The 16913-nt window shown below is 65.4% G+C and carries 16 protein-coding genes, 1 tRNA gene and 2 pseudogenes; 10 read left to right on the plus strand and 9 right to left on the minus strand.

Annotation, left to right across the window (positions count from 1 at the left end):
• Nucleotides 1–166: 166 nt before the first annotated feature.
• The 6 genes from ACP69S_RS13990 to cysS are packed head-to-tail and all read right to left on the minus strand — an operon-like array spanning nt 167 to nt 5706.
• Entirely contained in the window at nt 167–1093 is a 927-nt protein-coding gene (locus ACP69S_RS13990; protein WP_425998179.1) for a glycosyltransferase family 2 protein, read from the minus strand.
• On the minus strand, nt 1093–3075 hold the full coding sequence (thrS, locus tag ACP69S_RS13995) for a threonine--tRNA ligase (RefSeq protein WP_425998181.1): 1983 nt from the start codon (nt 3073–3075) through the stop codon (nt 1093–1095). The genes ACP69S_RS13990 and thrS overlap by 1 nt, the downstream gene beginning before the upstream one ends.
• Nucleotides 3072–3326: a membrane protein insertion efficiency factor YidD gene (yidD, locus tag ACP69S_RS14000; RefSeq protein WP_425998183.1), complete on the minus strand. Its 255-nt coding sequence runs from the start codon at nt 3324–3326 to the stop codon at nt 3072–3074. The genes thrS and yidD overlap by 4 nt, the downstream gene beginning before the upstream one ends.
• A gap of 52 nt (nt 3327–3378) precedes the next feature.
• Nucleotides 3379–3840 carry an iron-sulfur cluster assembly scaffold protein gene (locus ACP69S_RS14005; RefSeq protein ID WP_425998185.1) on the minus strand — a complete coding sequence of 154 codons (462 nt, stop codon included), beginning with the start codon at nt 3838–3840 and terminating at the stop codon, nt 3379–3381.
• Nucleotides 3841–3845: 5 nt separating this feature from the next.
• Nucleotides 3846–4307, minus strand: a complete 462-nt coding sequence (locus tag ACP69S_RS14010) for an SRPBCC family protein (protein ID WP_425998187.1) — start codon at nt 4305–4307, stop codon at nt 3846–3848.
• A gap of 7 nt (nt 4308–4314) precedes the next feature.
• Entirely contained in the window at nt 4315–5706 is a 1392-nt protein-coding gene (gene cysS / locus ACP69S_RS14015) for a cysteine--tRNA ligase (RefSeq protein WP_425998189.1), read from the minus strand.
• Between the two features lie 191 nt (nt 5707–5897).
• On the opposite strand from cysS, the gene folE reads away from it, so the two are divergent.
• A complete protein-coding gene (gene folE / locus ACP69S_RS14020; RefSeq protein ID WP_425998191.1) occupies nt 5898–6545 on the plus strand; it encodes a GTP cyclohydrolase I FolE in 648 nt (215 codons plus the stop codon).
• A gap of 129 nt (nt 6546–6674) precedes the next feature.
• On the opposite strand, the gene ACP69S_RS14025 is transcribed toward folE, so the two are convergent.
• Nucleotides 6675–7559 carry a DUF817 domain-containing protein gene (locus ACP69S_RS14025; RefSeq protein ID WP_425998248.1) on the minus strand — a complete coding sequence of 295 codons (885 nt, stop codon included), beginning with the start codon at nt 7557–7559 and terminating at the stop codon, nt 6675–6677.
• A gap of 57 nt (nt 7560–7616) precedes the next feature.
• On the opposite strand from ACP69S_RS14025, the pseudogene hisI reads away from it, so the two are divergent.
• Both hisI and ACP69S_RS14035 read left to right on the plus strand, forming a co-directional pair.
• Nucleotides 7617–8031: pseudogene (gene hisI, locus ACP69S_RS14030) on the plus strand (phosphoribosyl-AMP cyclohydrolase); the annotation flags it as partial.
• Nucleotides 8024–8650 (plus strand): LysE family translocator, encoded by a 627-nt coding sequence (locus ACP69S_RS14035; protein ID WP_425998193.1) that lies wholly within the window; start codon nt 8024–8026, stop codon nt 8648–8650. The pseudogene hisI and the gene ACP69S_RS14035, both read left to right, overlap by 8 nt.
• On the opposite strand, the gene ACP69S_RS14040 is transcribed toward ACP69S_RS14035, so the two are convergent.
• Nucleotides 8647–10356, minus strand: a complete 1710-nt coding sequence (locus tag ACP69S_RS14040) for an alkaline phosphatase D family protein (protein WP_425998195.1) — start codon at nt 10354–10356, stop codon at nt 8647–8649. The genes ACP69S_RS14035 and ACP69S_RS14040 overlap by 4 nt on opposite strands.
• 87 nt (nt 10357–10443) lie before the next feature.
• On the opposite strand from ACP69S_RS14040, the gene ACP69S_RS14045 reads away from it, so the two are divergent.
• Nucleotides 10444–10749 (plus strand): ferritin family protein, encoded by a 306-nt coding sequence (locus tag ACP69S_RS14045; RefSeq protein WP_425998197.1) that lies wholly within the window; start codon nt 10444–10446, stop codon nt 10747–10749.
• Nucleotides 10750–10919: 170 nt separating this feature from the next.
• Here the strand turns inward: ACP69S_RS14045 and ACP69S_RS14050 are convergent, their stop codons facing one another.
• The gene (locus ACP69S_RS14050) at nt 10920–13259 is read right to left on the minus strand and encodes a TonB-dependent receptor (RefSeq protein WP_425998199.1); all 2340 of its coding nucleotides are present in this window, start codon (nt 13257–13259) and stop codon (nt 10920–10922) included.
• A 179-nt stretch (nt 13260–13438) separates the two neighbouring features.
• Here ACP69S_RS14050 and ACP69S_RS14055 point away from each other — a divergent pair, with 179 nt between their 5' ends.
• The 6 genes and pseudogenes from ACP69S_RS14055 (at nt 13439) to ACP69S_RS14080 (ending at nt 16812) form a co-directional block, all read left to right on the plus strand.
• Nucleotides 13439–14377, plus strand: a complete 939-nt coding sequence (locus tag ACP69S_RS14055; protein WP_425998250.1) for an RluA family pseudouridine synthase — start codon at nt 13439–13441, stop codon at nt 14375–14377.
• A gap of 93 nt (nt 14378–14470) precedes the next feature.
• Nucleotides 14471–15172, plus strand: a complete 702-nt coding sequence (locus tag ACP69S_RS14060) for a hypothetical protein (protein ID WP_425998201.1) — start codon at nt 14471–14473, stop codon at nt 15170–15172.
• A 113-nt stretch (nt 15173–15285) separates the two neighbouring features.
• Nucleotides 15286–16131 (plus strand): MBL fold metallo-hydrolase, encoded by an 846-nt coding sequence (locus ACP69S_RS14065; protein WP_425998203.1) that lies wholly within the window; start codon nt 15286–15288, stop codon nt 16129–16131.
• A gap of 54 nt (nt 16132–16185) precedes the next feature.
• Nucleotides 16186–16392, plus strand: a complete 207-nt coding sequence (locus tag ACP69S_RS14070) for a PaaI family thioesterase (RefSeq protein ID WP_425998205.1) — start codon at nt 16186–16188, stop codon at nt 16390–16392.
• Between the two features lie 15 nt (nt 16393–16407).
• Nucleotides 16408–16551, plus strand: a pseudogene (locus ACP69S_RS14075) (PaaI family thioesterase); the annotation flags it as partial.
• 171 nt (nt 16552–16722) lie between these two features.
• Nucleotides 16723–16812: transfer RNA gene (locus tag ACP69S_RS14080), tRNA-Ser, on the plus strand.
• Nucleotides 16813–16913: the final 101 nt, after the last annotated feature.

Raw genomic sequence — 16913 nt, forward strand, 5'->3', positions numbered from 1 at the left:
CGCGTATCCGCGCCGCGCCACCTCCCCCGCACGCTTCGCTACGGGGCAGGAGAAGAACAGCTTAACCCTCCTGCCCCGTGACCCGAAGGGCGGCGAAGCCAAACGGGGGAGGTGGCGCGATTCGAATACGCATCGTGACGGAGGGGGCGTCGAGGGCGTCGGCCGACTAGATAGGCCGGCCGGTGATCTTCCACAACAACGGGCGACAGACCGACATCAGCATGATGGCCGGGGCCAGGAACACGGCCAGGGCGTAGCGCTGCACGGTGTCGGCGCGCTTGATGAAATAGCGGCTAAGGCCCACGCCCTTGTGAAACTCGACCTTTACCGGGTGTTCCAGGCTGGTATGCCCCAGGTGCACGACTTGGGCCTTGGGCTGGAAGATCACCTGGCCGCCGGCCTGACGGGCGCGCCAGCACAGGTCGATGTCCTCGACGTGCAGGAAATAGCCCTCGTCAAAACCGTCCAGCGCGTCGAAATCGGCCCGGCGCAAAGCAAAACACGCGCCCGAAATTGTCGGCATGGGAACCGGAGCGCGCGGCAAGGGTTCGGTTTCCCGATGAATCTCGTAACCCGACAATCCGGCATAGCGACGGGTCAGATGACCGAAGCTGAGCAGCGTCGTGATCGGCGTCACCTCGCCGCGCCGGCCGCCGCGCTGCTCGGTGCCGTCGGTATTCATCACCCGCGCGCCGACCACCGTCGGGGTCGGCTGCCCGCGGAAGGCCGTGACCAGCGCCGCGATGCAGCCATTCTGCAGGTTGGCATCGGGGTTGATGAAGATGATGTATTCGCCCGTCGCCGTCGTGGCGCCCAGATTGGCGCCGCGCGCAAAGCCCACATTGCCGTGACCCTGCTGGAGCACGACGCGCGGCTCGGTCAGACCCAGGGCTCGCAGCATCTCGGCGTCGCGCGGGGACGAGCCGTTGTCGACGATGACGAACTCGTCGACCAGAGGCTCCTCCAGCACGTGCCGGATGCTTTCAAGCAGCGCCCCACCCGTCCGATACACGACCATCACAACCGAAATATTCGGTCTGGCCGGGCGAGCGCCGGCGGCAAGGGTCGTGAAGGATGGGAGGATACTGTTCATCAGGCGAGCACTGCCTCCTGCACAGGCTTTGAGATGCCGCGCGCACGGGCCAGGTCCGGCGGGGTGGCTTCGGCGACCAGGACGCGCACGGCCTCGTCGAGCGACAGAATGTTCTGCCCCTCTCCGCCCAGCCGACGTAGGGCAACTTGCCCCGTCTCTGCTTCCTTGCGCCCCACCACCGCGATCACCGGAACCTTTGCGAGGCTATGCTCGCGAATCTTGTAGTTGATCTTCTCATTACGCAGATCCACCTCCGCGCGCATCCCCAAACACGTCAATCTCTCGACGACCTGACGGGCATAGTCGTCGGCGTCAGAGGTGATCGTCGCCACGACTACCTGCGTCGGCGCCAACCAAAGCGGCAGGTTGCCGGCGTAGTTCTCCAGCAGAATACCGATAAACCGTTCGAACGACCCCAGTATCGCCCTATGAAGCATAACGGGACGCTTTTTTGAACCGTCCTCCGAAACGTACTCGGCGTCCAGTCGTTCCGGCAAGACAAAGTCAAGTTGCAGGGTTCCGCACTGCCAAACGCGGCCGATGGCGTCCTTCAGCGAGAACTCCAACTTGGGGCCATAGAAGGCGCCTTCACCTGGCTGATCCGTCAGGCGCTCGCCAGCGGCCTCGGCCGCCGTGGCCAGAGCGTGTTCGGCCTTGTCCCAGACTTCGTCCGAGCCCGCCCGCATTTCGGGGCGCGTGGAGAACTTCACGTCCGCCAGTTCCATCCCCAAGTCGTTATAGACGCTGCGCAACAGCTCGATGAACCTAGCGCTTTCTTCCGTGACCTGCTCTTCGCGACAGAAGATGTGGCCATCGTCCTGGGTGAAGGCCCGCACCCGCATGATGCCGTGCATGGCGCCCGAAGGCTCGTAGCGGTGGCAGGCGCCGAATTCGGCCATGCGCAGCGGCAGTTCGCGATAGGACCGCTGGCCGACATTGAAGATCTGGATATGGCCGGGGCAGTTCATCGGCTTGACGGCCAGCACCTCGCCCTCGGCGCTTTCGCACATGAACATGGCGTGGCCGAACTTTTCGGCGTGGCCCGACTTTTCCCACAGGCTCTTGTCGAGGATCTGCGGCGTCTTGACCTCGACATAGCCGACGGCGTCCAGGCGGCGGCGCATATAGTCCTCGAGCGCCCGGTAGAGCGTCCAGCCCTTGGGGTGCCAGAACACCATGCCCTTGCCCTCTTCCTGGATGTGGAAGAGGTCCATCGTGCGGCCCAGCTTGCGGTGATCGCGCCGCTCGGCCTCCTCGATACGCAGCAGATAGGCCGCGAGATCGGCTTCGCTGGCCCATGAGGTGCCATAGATGCGCTGCAGCTGGGCGTTGTTCTGATCACCGCGCCAATAGGCGCCGGCCAGCTTGGTCAGCTTGAAGGCCTTGCCCACCGCCTTGGTCGACGGAAGATGAGGTCCGCGGCACAGGTCCTTCCACTTCTCGCCCTGGTGATAGACCGTGATCGTGTCGCTGGCCGGCAGGTCGCGGATGATCTGGGCCTTGTAGCTTTCGCCCAGGGCCTCGAAATCGGCGATGGCGGCGTCGCGGTCGACTTCCTCGCGGCGGATCTTCTCGTCGCGGTCGACGATCTGGCGCATCCGCTCTTCGATCTTCGGCAGATCGTCCAGGCTGAACGGCTCGTCGCGGGCGAAGTCGTAATAGAAACCGTCCTCGACATTGGGGCCGATCGTCACCTGGGTGCCGGGGAATAGCTCCTGCACCGCCTCGGCCAGCACGTGAGCCGTGTCGTGGCGGATGATTTCCAGGGCGTCCGGCGACTCCCGCGTGACGATCTCGATCTTGCGCTCGCCCGTCAGCAGGTCGGGGGTCAGGGGCCGATCAAGGTCCAGCAGCACGCCATCCAGCTTGATCAGCAGCGCTTTCTTCTCAAGCGACTTAGAAATGGCGGCCGCAACGTCGCGCCCGCTCGAACCCGCGGGATACTGACGGGACGAACCGTCGGGGAAAACCAGATCGATCATTCTTCACATGTCCACTTGCGTGGCTTGGCGCGCGGCGGAGGCGGGTCGTACCCCGATCCTCCTAACGGATTGCATCGGCAAATCCGTCGCAACGCCAGCCAGGACCCCTTGGCGGGTCCGTGATCCTTGAGCGCCTGAGCCGCATACTCCGAACAACTCGGCATGAAACGGCACTGACGCCCGATGAGGGGCGAGAGCGTCAACTTGTAGACCCGAAGGCCAAGGTCGACGGTGCGGTCGTAAAAGGTCATGCCAGCGCGCAATTGTTTCGGGAGTGGTTATCGCACCCGCGAAAAGCCGCAATCAAGCGGCGCCGGCGCTGCTAGTTCGCGTTTCCGCCAGGGCTGTGGCCCGGGAGACAGCCTCCACCGCGGCCTCGAACGCCAGTAGCGTTGAGGCGTGACGGGCAGGATAGGCCTTGACCGGCTCCAGCACAGCGAGCTCCGAAAACCGGCCCGCAGGAGGCAAACCGTTCGTTTTCAGCATAGCGCGTAGGGAATCGCGCGCCAACTCGATCTCGGAAAGATCCGAGCCAATGATGTTCGCGCCCAAGATGGCGGCAGAGGCCTGGCCGAGGGCGCAGGCCGAAACGTCCTGAGCGAAGTCGCTGACCTTGCCGTCCGTCAGCGTGACATCGACCATAATCTTGCTGCCGCACAGCTTGGCGACCTTCTCGGAAGAAGCGTCAGGCGCGGCCAGCCGCCCGGCGCGCGGAATGTTGGCGACCAGGGTCAGGATCTTGGCGCTGTAGAGCTCGTCGATCATCAGGCTTAGGTGGGGCTTTGCTGGCGTTGCGACCAGAGCGCCTCGGCATGATCGCGCAGGGCCTCGCCCATCTGCGCATAGGCCGCGCGCAGCTTGCGCCGGTCCTCCTTGCCGACCCAGCGCACCAGCATGCCCATGAAGAGCTCGCCGTTCGAGAAGGTCGAGTTGTGGGGACCCATGTTTTCGATCTCGATATAGCGGACCGCCGTGACGAAGCCGCCCAGGCGGCTGGAGCGCCAGTGAAGTTGCTCGAAGGGCACCCAGTCTTGGACGACAGGTTGGATCACGCGCACGGGCTCGCCTGGCAGGGCCTGATGCACGGTCAGGGCCGTGCCGATCTTAAGCTGGCCTTCGGCCTTGGGATGGACCGGATTCCACGTCCCCCAGGTCGAGAAGTCCGAGATCAGCTCCCAGATCAGTTCGGCCGGAGCCTGGATGCCAATGCGGTGTTCGACGGCTCGCTGCATGGCGGGCCTAGTCCTTCATCCGCCAGGTCGCGCCGGCCGGACCGTCCATGACCACCACGCCCAGAGCGTCCAGCTCCGCACGGATGGCGTCGGCGGCGGTCCAGTCCTTGGCGGTCCGGGCCTCGACGCGGCGCTTCAGCAGGTCCTCGACCTGGGCCTTCAGATCGTCGGAGGCGTCACCTTCGAACCAGCTGTCGGGGTCGGCCTGCAGGAAGCCCAGCAGGGCTCCGGCCTCGATCAGGCGGGCCTTGTTGGCGGCGATGGCGACGGTGTCGCCAGCCGTCACGGCGCGCTCGATGGCGCTGGAGACCTCGAAGAAGCACGAGATCGCCAGGGGCGTGTTGAGATCGTCCTCCAGAGCGGCGATCACCTCTTCGGGGGCCTCCATCGCCTGGTCCATCGGCACGTCCTTGGCGCGACGCAGGGCGCCGTACAGACGGTCCAGCGCCTTGCGGGACTGCTCCAGCAGTTCCGGCGTCCAGTCCAGCGGCTGGCGGTAATGGGCGCTGAGCAGCGCCCAGCGGATCACCTCGCCGGGGGTGGTCTGCAGCAGCTCGTGCGGCAGGATCACGTTGCCCAGGCTCTTGGACATCTTCTCGCCGGACATATCCAGGAAGCCGTTGTGCAGCCAGTAATTGGCCAGGACCGGCTGGCCGTGGGCGCAGCGGCTCTGGGCCATCTCGTTCTCATGGTGGGGGAAGGCGAGATCGATGCCGCCGCCATGGATGTCGATGGTCTGGCCCAGTTGCTTGTCGATCATGGCCGAACATTCGATGTGCCAGCCCGGACGGCCCGCGCCCCAGGGGCTGTCCCACTCGGGCTCGTTTTCCTTGGACGGCTTCCACAGCACGAAATCGGCGGGGTGGCGCTTGTAGGGCGCGACCTCGACCCGGGCTCCGGCGATCATGTCGTCCATGTTGCGGCCCGACAGCTGGCCGTAGTCGGGATACGCCTGTGTGTCGAACAGCACATGGCTTTCGGCGGCGTAGGCCTTGCCGTTGTCGATCAGCTTTTCGATCATCGCGATGATCTCGGCCATGTGCTCGGTGGCCTTGGGCTCGAGAGTCGGCGGCAAGGTCAGCAGGCCGGCGGCGTCGGCATGATAGGCGGCCAGATAGCGATCGGTGATCGTCTTGATCGGCACGCCTTCGTCGAAGGCCTTCTTGTTGATCTTGTCGTCCACGTCGGTGACGTTGCGGGCGTAGACCACCGCGTCTTCGCCATAGATGTGGCGCAGCATCCGGTACAGCACGTCGAAGACCACCACCGGCCGGAAGTTGCCGATGTGCGCGTGGTTATAGACCGTGGGTCCGCAGACATACATCGTCACCCGGCTCGGATCGGCGGGGACGAAGGCGCGCTTTTCGCGCGTCAGGGTGTCGTGGAGCTTCAAGGTCATGAGAAACGCGTCTGCCTGACGTAGCGGGAGGGTGTTGCGGAGGTTCGGGAGGGTCCCATATAGCTATTGAACGCGCGGACGACACGTCATCTTTTGGCGAGCCCGACCGTAGCTGTGAAACGGGTGGTACGCGTCATTCCGGAGCGAGAGGCGCTCCGGCGCAACTCAGCCCGTGGAAAGACACCTCCGACATGGACGCTGTCACGCTCCAAACCGCTTCGGCCGAGTGCTGCTCCTGCGCTGCCGACGACATCCAACAGGGCCGCGAAGATCGCCCCACCCGAGACGAGGCGATGGCCGCTGTCCGGACCTTGCTGGCCTGGGCCGGCGACAATCCCGACCGGGAAGGCCTGCTCGACACGCCCAAGCGCGTGGTCGATGCCTATGGCGAATGGTTCGCCGGCTATGAAGGCGACCCGGCCCACGAGCTGAGCCGCACCTTCGAGGACGTGCAGGGCTATGACGACATGGTCATGCTGCGCGGCATCGACGTGCAAAGCCACTGCGAGCACCACATGGCCCCGTTCCTGGGCAAGGCCTGGATCGCCTATATGCCGACCGGCAAGGTGGTCGGCCTCTCCAAGCTGGCCCGTCTGGTCGAGATCTTCGCCAAGCGTCTCCAGACCCAGGAGACCATGACCATGCAGATCGCCGACGCCATCGAGGACCACCTCTCGGCCGCCGGCGTGGCCGTGCTGATCGACGCCGAGCACCAGTGCATGAGCACTCGCGGCGTTCGCCACCACGATGTCTCGACCATCACCACCCAGTTCCGCGGCGTGTTCAGGACCGACAAGGTGCTGCAGCAGCGGTTCATGGATCTGGTGGTGCGGAAGTAGTTTGAAGGTCCTCCCCCTAGCGGGGGAGGTGACGCCGCAGGCGACGGAGGGGGAAGTCCTGCTAACTCGGTGCGGCCTTCCCCCTCCGACCTTCGGTCGCCTCCCCCTTCAGGAGGGGGAGCTCTATTCTCAGGCCGCCCCCTTGATCCCCTCGCGGATCCTGACCACACACGCATCCACCGGCCGGTGAACGACCGACACCAGCACGAAGCTGATCAGCAACAGCAGGTACCAGGCCCCCATCTTCTCGAGCCCGACCATCGACCAGCCGTCCTTCTGGCTGGGATAGATCCAGGCATTGGCCGCCGTGCCCAGGTTTTCGGCGAACCAGATGAACAGCGCCACCAGCAGCAGACCGACGATCATCGGCATGCGGCGAGGCTTCTCGTCTGGCGTGAACACGAACCACGAGCGCCCGAACAGGACCGCCGACAGGGCGAACAGGGGGAGCCGGATGTCCGGCCCATAGTGGTGGGTGAAGAAGTTCAGATAGGCCAGGCCTGCGAGGATCCAGGTGCTCCAGAACGGCGGATAGCGGATGAAGGTGATGTCGAACAATCGCCAGATCCGCGCGATATAGCTGCCGACACAAGCGTACATGAAGCCGGTGAACAGCGGGACGCCGCCGATGCGCAAGAAGCTGGGCTCGGGATAGATCCACGAGCCGTGGGCGGTCTTGAACACCTCCATGACCGTGCCGACCAGATGGAAGATGAAGATCACCAGCGCCTCGTCCCGGCGCTCAAGTTTCAAGGCCAGCAGCGAAGCCTGGATGACCAGCGAGGCGACGACCAGGAAATCGTAGCGCGCCAAGCCCGCGTCCCTGGGCCAGAACAGGAAGGTGCCGACCAGCAGGGCCAGCATCAGGCCGCCGAACAGGCAGGCCCAGGCCTGCTTGAGCCCGAACAGCAGGAACTCGTAAGCATAGCCATGCCAGCGCGAACGCTGCGCCCAGGGCCGCGCGCGAACGTCCAGCGCGGCGACCTGGCCCTTGATGCGATCCTTGAGGTTCATCGATTCTCCCAAGGTCAGGCTAGCCCAGGCGCCCGTGACGGCGCCATATACGCCGCCATGAGCACGCCGCTGTTTTCCGCCGCCCCCGACAAGCACGCCCTGGAACGGGGCAACCAATTGGCCCCGCGCTTCAACGCCGACGGCCTGGTCGTCGCCGTGGCCCAGCACGCCGACACCGGCGAGATCCTGATGCTGGCCTGGATGAACGACGAAGCCCTCAAGCTGACCGCAGAAACCGGTATCGCCCACTATTTCAGCCGCTCGCGCAATGAGCTCTGGAAGAAGGGCGAGACCAGCGGCCAGCTGCAGATCGTCGCCGAGCTGCGGGTCGACTGCGACCAGGACGCGGTGCTGATCAAGGTGCGGCCGCAAGGCGATGGCGGGGCCTGCCATGTCGGGTTCCGCTCGTGCTTCTACCGGGTCTGGGAAAACGGCAAGCTGGTCGAGCGCGAGGAGACCCTTCCATGACCACCCTCCAGGCCCTGCTGGCCTTCAGCTTCGCCGCCTTCCTGCTGACTATTACCCCGGGTCTCGACACGGCCCTGGTGCTGCGCACTGCCGCGACCGAGGGCCCCCGCCGGACCTTCGCGGCGGCGCTGGGCATCGGGATCGGCTGCCTGGTCTGGGGCGTGGCGGCGGCCTGCGGGGCCGGAGCCCTGCTGACTGCCTCGGAGGTCGCCTATACCGCCCTGAAATGGGCCGGCGCGGCCTATCTGGTCTGGATGGGCGTGATGCTGATCGCCAAGCCCCGCAACGCCTTCGAGCCCGGCGCCGTGGCCCTCACCGGCGGCGGCGCATTGGCCTCGTTGCGACGGGGCCTGCTGACCAACCTGCTCAATCCCAAGGTCGGGGTGTTCTACATCTCGTTCCTGCCGCAGTTCGTGCCGGCGGGCGCTAATCCGGCCACCTTCGGCATATTGCTGGCCGGGCTGCACGTGGTCATGGGCCTGATCTGGGCCGGCCTGCTGATCGCCGCCACCGCACCCCTGGCCGGCCTGCTACGTGAAGCGACCGTGATCCGCTGGCTGGACCGGATGACCGGCGGCGTCTTCGTCGCCTTTGGCCTGCGCCTGGCGCTGGAGCGGCGTTAGCCCTCGGCCAGCGCCTCCACGCCACCGCCCTTGCCCGGCGTCACGACAAAGCGCTTGAGCACGCTGGTCGTATAGGTCGTCTCCAGGATGGTCGAGACGGCTATCAGCTCGCTGGTCGCCTTCCCGTGCTCCAGGGTCAGCAGGATGAAGCCCTTGGCGCTGGGGTGGGCGTACTTGACCTCCTTGTTGCGCGCCACGAAGGCCTCGCCCAGAGGCGCGCCGGGCATCAGGTCGCCATAGCCGGGCGAGGTGACCGAGGTCGCCCCGAACTCGGCCGCCACGCGCGTCTTGCCCACGCCGTCCCACAGCTCGTTGGCCCAGAACATGTGGCTGTCGCCGGCCAGCACGATCGGCTTGGCCTTGGCTGCCTTGAAGATGTCGTAGAGCCGCTCGCGGTCGGCCGGGTACCCGTCCCAGGCGTCGAGATTGGACGGGATGTCGTGGGCCGACATGGCGATGCTGCGCTCGACCCGGCGCTTTGCGTAGTCCGGCAGGCCCTCGATCAGGGCGGCGTATTTCGCCGGCTCCATCACCGTCTTGAGATCGGGCGCCGACACCCGCCCCATCACCACCTGGTTGCCCAGCACCTGCCAGGCCTTGCCGGCCTTCACGGAGGCCGAGATCTGGCGGGAAAGCCAAGCCTCCTGCCCCTCGCCCATCAGGCGGCGCGCAGGATCCTTCAACTTGGCAGTGAAGGCGGCGAGGTCGGGTTTGCCATCAACCATCGGCAGGTCGCGGTCATAGGTCAGCTGTTCTGAACGGGCCGTCAGACGGGTCTCGGTCATCAGCAGGGTGGCGACATCGCCGAACTGGAAGTCGCGCCAGGTCGCCTCGGGCAGGGCGCCGGGCGCGGCTTCGCGGATCGGCATCCATTCGTAATAGGCCTTCAAGGCGTTGGCCTTGCGCGTGGCCCAGTCGCCCTCACCCTTGTCGGGGTCATGGTTTTCGGCCCCACCGATCCAGCCGTCATTGGCGGTCTCGTGATCGTCCCAGACCACGATCCATGGCGCGCGGGCGTGGGCCGCCTGGGCCGCAGGGTCGCTCTTGTACTGGGCGTGGCGGCGGCGATAGTCGGCCAGGGTGACGATCTCGTGCGGCGGATCGGGCACGCGCGTCGTGGCCGTGGGCGAGCCCATGCCGTAGTCCTTGGGACCCGCTCCATATTCGTAGATGTAGTCGCCCAGGTGCAGCACCGCGTCGACGCGCGGCAGTCTGGCGATCGCGTCATAGGCGTTGAAGTAGCCGTTCGGGTAGAGGGTGCACGAGGCCACCGCCAGCACCACGTCCCGGGTCGATCCGACCGGCAGGGTTTTGGTCCGGCCGACCGGTGAGGTGACGCCGTTGGCGACGAAGCGGTACCAGTACTCCGTGCCCGGCTTCAGGCCCTTGCCGTCGAGGTCATGCTTGACCGTCCAGTCGCGGCTGGCGCGGGCGCGAAGTACCTTGCTGGAGCCAATCACGGTCCTGAACGCTGGATCGGCCGCCACTTCGAGCTCGACCAGGACGTCCCCCTCGGTCGCCGCCTTCGGCGTCACGCGGGTCCAGAAGATCGCGCAGGTCGGTTCGGGATCGCCGCTGGCAACGCCGTGCTCGAAGGCCACCTCACCCTGATAGATGTTCAGCGGAGCGGCCGAGACGGCGCTCCCGGCGCTGGCCGCGCCGCCCAGTCCCAGGAAAGCCAGCGCTTTGCGGCGATCGATCTGCATTGGACTCTCCTGAACACGGCGCCGCTTCGGCGTTTCGTGCGTTAGCGCCAGACCACAACAAGAAGATGACGCCAAGGACCCTAAAGTATGTCGAGCGAAGACCTTCACGTCCCCCGCGAAAAACTCAGCCGCAAAACCCTGAACCGGCACTACGCCATCACCTCGCTGATCGAGGAGTTCGAGGCAGTGGACTGGTATCGCCAGCGCGCCGACGATTGCGACGACGTCGAGCTGAAGAAGATCCTGCTGCACAACGCCCGCGAGGAGCTGGAACACGCCGCCATGGTGCTGGAATGGCTGCGGCGCGACGATCCCGAGACCGACGAGCAACTGCGCGAGTACCTGTTCAAGGACGGCTCGATAACCGGCCATGAGGAAGAGGCGACGAAGTAGGTCGCAAAAAAACTCCGCCCTTCCTGGCCAAAGCGGGGAAGAGCGGAGATCGTTTTCTAGAGCATTTTCCGATAAGTGTGAAACGGTTATCGGATCGAAAAATGCTCTAAACTTCTGATTTAGAGCCGTTTTCGCCCGACCCTGATGAAGCCATCAGGTCGGAAAGGGCTCTAGCGCTTGATCGACATCGAGACGCCGAAGAAGCGCGGCTCGCCAGCGATGAAGGTTGGGATGCCGAAGCCGTCCCCGGTGTTGCCGGCGTCCTTGATATAATCCTGCTCAAGCAGGTTGGTCGCGAAGGCTTCGAACTTCAGGGCGCTGTCCTTGCTGGGCTGATACCCGATTCGCAGGTTCATCAGGCCATAGGCCTTCTGCTTTTCGTCCTGGATCACGTCGCCCGTGGTCTGCAGCACCGCACGGTCGTTGTTGTTGTCGAAGAACACTTCTGACTGCCAGGTGTAGGTCGGGGTGATGGTGAAGCGGCCAATCGAAGCGTCAAAGGCCAGGTTGGCGCCCAGCGAGAAGCTGTCATCGGGCGACAGACGGAAGCTGTTGTCCTTGAACAGGCCGTTGCCAAAGCGCGCTTCGCTGTGGGCGTAGGTGCCAAACACCGTGGCGTTGCCCGTGATCTGGAAGGTCGCCTGGCCTTCGAAACCGGTCGCCGATGCCTCGCCGGCATTGGTCGAAACGATCTGGCCCGCGGTATTACGGATCGAGGTCTGGAAGTTTTCGTAGTCGTAGCGATACAGCGCGCCTTCGAGGGTCAGGCGCCGATCCAGCAGGGCCAACTTCGAGCCGATCTCGTAGGAGATGACTTCTTCAGCCGGGATCTCGGTGAAGCGCGCCGGGCCACCGGGGGCCGCCGGGCTGCCACCCGAAACCACCTTGGGACGACGGCCCGTGGCGACCGAGGCGTAGAGGTTGGCGTTGGGGGTCAAGGCATAGCGGCCGACGACTCGATAAGTCACGCCGTTGTCGGTAAAGCTCTTGTATTGGGGCTTTCCGCCCGTGGTGGGCTGCAGGAAGAGGCCGCGCGCCACAGTGGCCGTGCTGCCGCCCAGCACCGAGCCGCCATTGCCCAGGACGACGCCGTAGCCGCTTTCCTTGTCGTCATAGGTATAGCGCAGGCCAGCGGCCAGCTCGAGCTTCTCGACCGGCTTCCAGGTGACGTCGGCATAGGCGTCGTACGACTTGGTCGTGCCGTAGTTGGTGTAAGTTTCGAGGTGCTGGCTCTTCAGGGCCGCGAAGTTGGGGATGACGTTGATCAGGTTCATGCCGGCCACGTTGGGACGCACAAAGCCGGGGATGGCGCCCGCGCGGGCCGCGAACACCTTTTCATTAAACAGCAGCGGCACGCGCTGATTGCCGTCTTCCCAGAAGTAGCTGAGACCACCGAACGCCGTGATCGTGCCGCCGGCGTCATAGTTCAGGCGCAGGTCTTGGCTGGCCGACCTGCCCGTGGCGTCTTCGGCGAAGGTGAACAGCGGCAGGGAGAAACCGTCGGCGTCGAAAATTTCCTCGCCAGCGAAGCGCCGGAAGGCGGTCGTCGAGTTCAGCGAGAAGGCGTCGTTAATCTTGTAGTCGACCAAGGCAGTGGCGCTGAACACGTCGCGCTCCAGACCCAGTTTCTGGCCATTCTCGAAGCCGGCGACGGTGGACAGGGCGGCTCCCGAATTGCGGCCCAGATCCCCCAGAATCGCACCCGTGTTCGGGTCGGTCGGCAGATAGGTCAGCGACTTGAACGACGTGCCCGAGGGGCTGTCGGACTGATGGTTCAGCAGCAGGTCGGCATTCAGGCGCTCATTGGGGCGCCAGTTGAAGGCCAGGCGGACGGCCATGGTCTCGGTGGAATTGAAGTCATCGCCGCCCAGCAGGTTTTCGACATAGCCGTCGCGAAGCTTTAGGCGGGTGGCGACGCGCACCGACAGGGTGTCAGTGATCGGGGCATTGAGCATGCCCTCGGCCATCAGGTAGCCGAAATTACCCAGCTCCAGCTTGGCCGAACCAGCCAACTCGGGCCGTGCCTTGGCCTGGATGACATTGACGGCGCCGATCAGCGCGCCGCGGCCATAGAGGGTCGATTGCGGACCCTTGGCCACTTCGACGCGCTCAAGGTCGAACAGTTCGACATACGAGCCGCGCGACTTGGAGATCGACACGCCATCCTGATAGACCGAAACACGCGGTTCGTTGGTGGCCTCACCGGAGTCCGACGTGATGCCGCGCATCACGAAGCCGGGATTGTTGGGCGATTGGTTTTGGACCTCGAAGCCCGGAACGAACAGCGACAGTTCCTCGAATTCCTGGACGCCCAGCATATCGAGCATCGAGCCCGAATAGGCGGTCAGGGACACTGGAACGTCTAGGGCCTTCTGTTCACGCTTCTGAGCGGTGACGATGATCTGCTCGACCTGAGCGGCGTCGACGTCGGCGGCCCCTGCGGCCGAAGCAAGGCTCAGGGCCAGAACACTGGCGGCAGACATGAGCAAGGTGGTGTGGATCGCGCGCATCGATTATCCCCTTCGACGACTAGCTGGACTGGGTCCGGCCGATAGGGACCGGCGATGTCGGTCGCGCGACGAGATTGTGACGGAGGCGTGAAACGCCGTTGAACCCGCTGGACGATGATACAGACGACATCGAGACCGAGGCACAGGCGCCACAAAACGAGGCCAGGCTTGAGGTTACGCTGTCGGCCGATGACGTTGGGGAACGCCTCGACAAGATATTGGCGAGCCGATTCGAGACCCTGTCGCGAGCCCGCCTGCAGGCCCTGATCGCAGAGGGCCGGCTCAGCCTGGACGGCGCTGCGGTCACCGACGGCTCGCACAAGGCCCGCGCAGGCCTCTACCAGTTGCTGATCCCCGCCCCGATCGCCGCCGAACCCACGCCCGAGGACATTCCCCTCAACGTCCTCTATGAGGACGCCCACCTGATCGTGGTCGACAAGCCGGCCGGCATGGCCGCCCACCCGGCGCCGGGCAACTATACCGGCACCCTGGTCCACGCCCTGCTGCACCATTGCCGGGGCAGCCTGTCGGGGGTCGGCGGCGTGGCGCGACCCGGTATCGTTCATCGGCTGGACAAGGAAACCTCCGGCGTGATGGTCGCCGCCAAGACCGATGCCGCCCACCAGGGCCTGTCGGCGCTGTTCTCCACCCACGACATCGACCGCCTCTATATCGCCCTGACCCGGGGCGCGCCCTACCCCGCCAGCGGCACGATCCAGACCCAGCTGGGCCGCTCGCCCCACGACCGCAAGAAGATGGCGATCCTGAAGCACGGCGGCCGCGAGGCCATCACCCATTACCGTGTCGAGGAAGCCTTCGGACCGGCCGACAAGCCAGTGGCCGCCCGCGTCGCCTGCCGGCTTGAAACCGGCCGCACCCACCAGATCCGCGTCCACATGGCCAGCAAGGTCGCGCCCTGCCTGGGCGACCCGGTCTATGGCGGCGGCCCGCCAGCGGCCGGGGTGAAGGCAGTGATCGATGAGATTGGCTTCAAACGCCAGGCCCTGCACGCCGCCGTTCTGGGTTTCGTCCACCCGATCACGGGGGAGACCCTGCGTTTCGAGACCCCCCGGCCCGCCGACATGGCGGCCCTGGAAGCGGGCCTCAAGGCGCTCTGAAACGGCCTCTCTTGCGGCGACACTAGAAACGCGCCCTAATTCGGCTGACGGAGCGGCCTAAAGCTTATCGGACGCCGCTTCCCGGAAGACCTGATGACCTCGACGCGATCACTGCTCGTTCTGTTGGCCGGTCTGGCCGTGGCCGGACCCGCCCTGGCCCAGACCGCCGCGGGCGAGGACCAGGCTGTCTCGACCGCCACCCACCGCCTCGACGCCAAGGCCGCAGCCGAGGCTCAGGCCGCGCCCGCCGTCACGGCGCCCCCGCCCCGCATCCTGACCACCGACGAGCAGATCGCCGATTTCCTGGCGACCTCTCCGGCTCTTGAGAGTCGTGATGGTCTGGTCGGGCTGGGACGAGCCGACGAAGAGACTAGGCGCAAGATTCATGGCTCGGCCGGCGTCACGGTCGGCACCGGCGGCTATCGCAGCGCCTATGTCTCCACCCTGATCCCGATCGGCGAGACCTCGACCCTGGGCCTGGCCTATTCCCGGACCGATCACGGCAAGAACGTCGCCTTCTATCCCCATGACGGCTACGGTTATGGCTACGATCAGGGCGGCTATGACCGGGGCGGCTGGAACGGCGACAGCGTCGGCCTGGGCCGGCCCGGTTACTGGGGCCGCGGCGGAAAGCAGCAGTCCGTAGCCGTTTCGCTGGCGCTCGGCGGCGACCGCAGGGGACCGCCCGAACGCTGCGCCCCCGCCTTTCGCGCCGGAGATCGTTACATAGAGCCGCTTTGGGCGACCCGGATGCGCGGCGAGGCCAACCCCTGCGCTTTCAACGGACCACGCTGACCGGCCAACTCGCCTTCCGCGTGTGGAAACAATCTTCGCGCGAAGCACTGACGTTCGCTGATGCTTAACGGCTTGCGGTCATGGTTCCGTATCGGGATCTATCAGGCGTTCGCATGCAGCCGGAAATTATTGCTCACCATCACCCCGCCACGGGGACGGTGACCTATCTTGTCGTCGATCCAGCCACGCTGCTTTGTGCGATCGTCGATCCGGTTCTGGATTTCGATCCGGAAACCCAAGCCACCGACACCAGCTTCATCGATGCGATCATCGCGCAGATCCGCGCCCGCGACATGGGCCCGACCTGGGTCCTGGAAACCGGCCTGCACGCCACGCACATGTCGGCGGCCGGCCATCTGAAGTACGAAACTGGCGCCTCGGTCTGCATCGGGGCCGACGTGATCGAAAGCCTCAAGCGCCTGGCGCCGGCCATGGGCGAGCATGGCGTCGATCTGGACGGCTGGGACTTCGACAAGCTGGCCCAGGACGGCGAAGTTCTGCCGATGGGCGGGTTGGAAATCACCGCTCACGCCGTCACTGGCCGCCTCCCCGGCGCCGTGGCCTATCAGATCGGGGAGGTGGTCTTCACAGGCGACGCCATCCTGGCTCCGGATCTGGGTTCCGGCCGTTGCGACCTGCCGGGCTCCGACCCGGAAGGCCTCTACGCCGCCGCCCGCCGTCTTCTCTGCCTGCCCGACGACACCCGCCTGCTGGCCGGCTGGGAAGACGCCGCCGGTCGCGAGACGACCACCGTCGCCCAGCAGCGCGCCGCTAACACCCAGCTTCGCGACGGCGTCGATCTGGCCACCTTCACCGCCCTGCGCCACACCGCCGACAGCGCCTTGAGCCCTGCGCCCTATCCGGCCGAGGCCCTGCGCGTCGCGATCCGCTCGGGCAAGCTGCCGCCCGAGGGCGAGCACGGCCGTCGCTTCCCGCCGACCGATATCAGTTCTTTTTAGAAACCAACTTGCGCGCGCCGCGATAGAGGGACACATGCTTCGTACGCGAAACATGTGGAGGCCATCACGGCCGAGGACTTCAGCGCAACCCTGACCGAGCGTCAGGCCGGCAATTTGCCCGACCTTCTGGGCCTGGAATGGCTGGAAGCCCGCAGCGGCTATGTGAAAGGCCGCTTCACGGTGGCCAAGCATCACATGGCCCCCAACGGTTTTCTGCACGCCGCCACCGTCATCGGTTTGGCCGACAGCGCCAGCGGCTAGGGCTGCGTCGTCTCCCTGCCCGAGGGCGCCAACGGCTTCACGACCATCGAACTGAAGTCGAACTTTCTGGGCGCGGTGCGCGAAGGCGGCGTGCTGTGCGAAGCCAAACTGGCCCATGGCGGCCGCACGACCCAGGTCTGGGACGCCGTTGTCACCGCCGAGGCGACCGGCAAGACCATCGCGCTTTTCCGCTGCACCCAGATGGTTTTGTATCCCCGCGCGTCACCGCGACAGAAAGCCTCGAACAGGGACTTGCGTTACCGCGACGACACCGCTAGGTATCGCGCCCTCGACCTCGGGCGGCCCTCAAAAGCCCCCGAAAAAGCGCCTGGAGAGGTGGCAGAGTGGTCGAATGTACCGCACTCGAAATGCGGCGTGCCTGGAAGGGCACCGTGGGTTCGAATCCCACCCTCTCCGCCACCACCCCATCCCAGTCAGTGCCAGAACGCCCCCGGGCGTCCCACAAATCCCTGAACCATAAGGGATAATCGCGAAAACGTGTTTCGACACGTCTCACGCGA

The sequence above is a fragment of the Caulobacter sp. DWR1-3-2b1 genome, from assembly GCF_049895765.1.
Classification (GTDB): domain Bacteria; phylum Pseudomonadota; class Alphaproteobacteria; order Caulobacterales; family Caulobacteraceae; genus Caulobacter.

Coding starts and splice junctions, on each gene's coding strand:
- ACP69S_RS14050 (WP_425998199.1), bottom strand. CDS start 13,259: ATGCGCGCGATCCACACCACCTTGCTCATGTCTGCCGCCAGTGTTCTG.
- thrS (WP_425998181.1), bottom strand. CDS start 3,075: ATGATCGATCTGGTTTTCCCCGACGGTTCGTCCCGTCAGTATCCCGCG.
- ACP69S_RS14040 (WP_425998195.1), bottom strand. CDS start 10,356: ATGCAGATCGATCGCCGCAAAGCGCTGGCTTTCCTGGGACTGGGCGGC.
- ACP69S_RS14010 (WP_425998187.1), bottom strand. CDS start 4,307: ATGCAGCGAGCCGTCGAACACCGCATTGGCATCCAGGCTCCGGCCGAA.
- ACP69S_RS14045 (WP_425998197.1), top strand. CDS start 10,444: ATGTCGAGCGAAGACCTTCACGTCCCCCGCGAAAAACTCAGCCGCAAA.
- ACP69S_RS13990 (WP_425998179.1), bottom strand. CDS start 1,093: ATGAACAGTATCCTCCCATCCTTCACGACCCTTGCCGCCGGCGCTCGC.
- cysS (WP_425998189.1), bottom strand. CDS start 5,706: ATGACCTTGAAGCTCCACGACACCCTGACGCGCGAAAAGCGCGCCTTC.
- folE (WP_425998191.1), top strand. CDS start 5,898: ATGGACGCTGTCACGCTCCAAACCGCTTCGGCCGAGTGCTGCTCCTGC.
- ACP69S_RS14065 (WP_425998203.1), top strand. CDS start 15,286: ATGCAGCCGGAAATTATTGCTCACCATCACCCCGCCACGGGGACGGTG.
- ACP69S_RS14005 (WP_425998185.1), bottom strand. CDS start 3,840: ATGATCGACGAGCTCTACAGCGCCAAGATCCTGACCCTGGTCGCCAAC.
- ACP69S_RS14060 (WP_425998201.1), top strand. CDS start 14,471: ATGACCTCGACGCGATCACTGCTCGTTCTGTTGGCCGGTCTGGCCGTG.
- yidD (WP_425998183.1), bottom strand. CDS start 3,326: ATGACCTTTTACGACCGCACCGTCGACCTTGGCCTTCGGGTCTACAAG.
- ACP69S_RS14035 (WP_425998193.1), top strand. CDS start 8,024: ATGACCACCCTCCAGGCCCTGCTGGCCTTCAGCTTCGCCGCCTTCCTG.
- ACP69S_RS14025 (WP_425998248.1), bottom strand. CDS start 7,559: ATGAACCTCAAGGATCGCATCAAGGGCCAGGTCGCCGCGCTGGACGTT.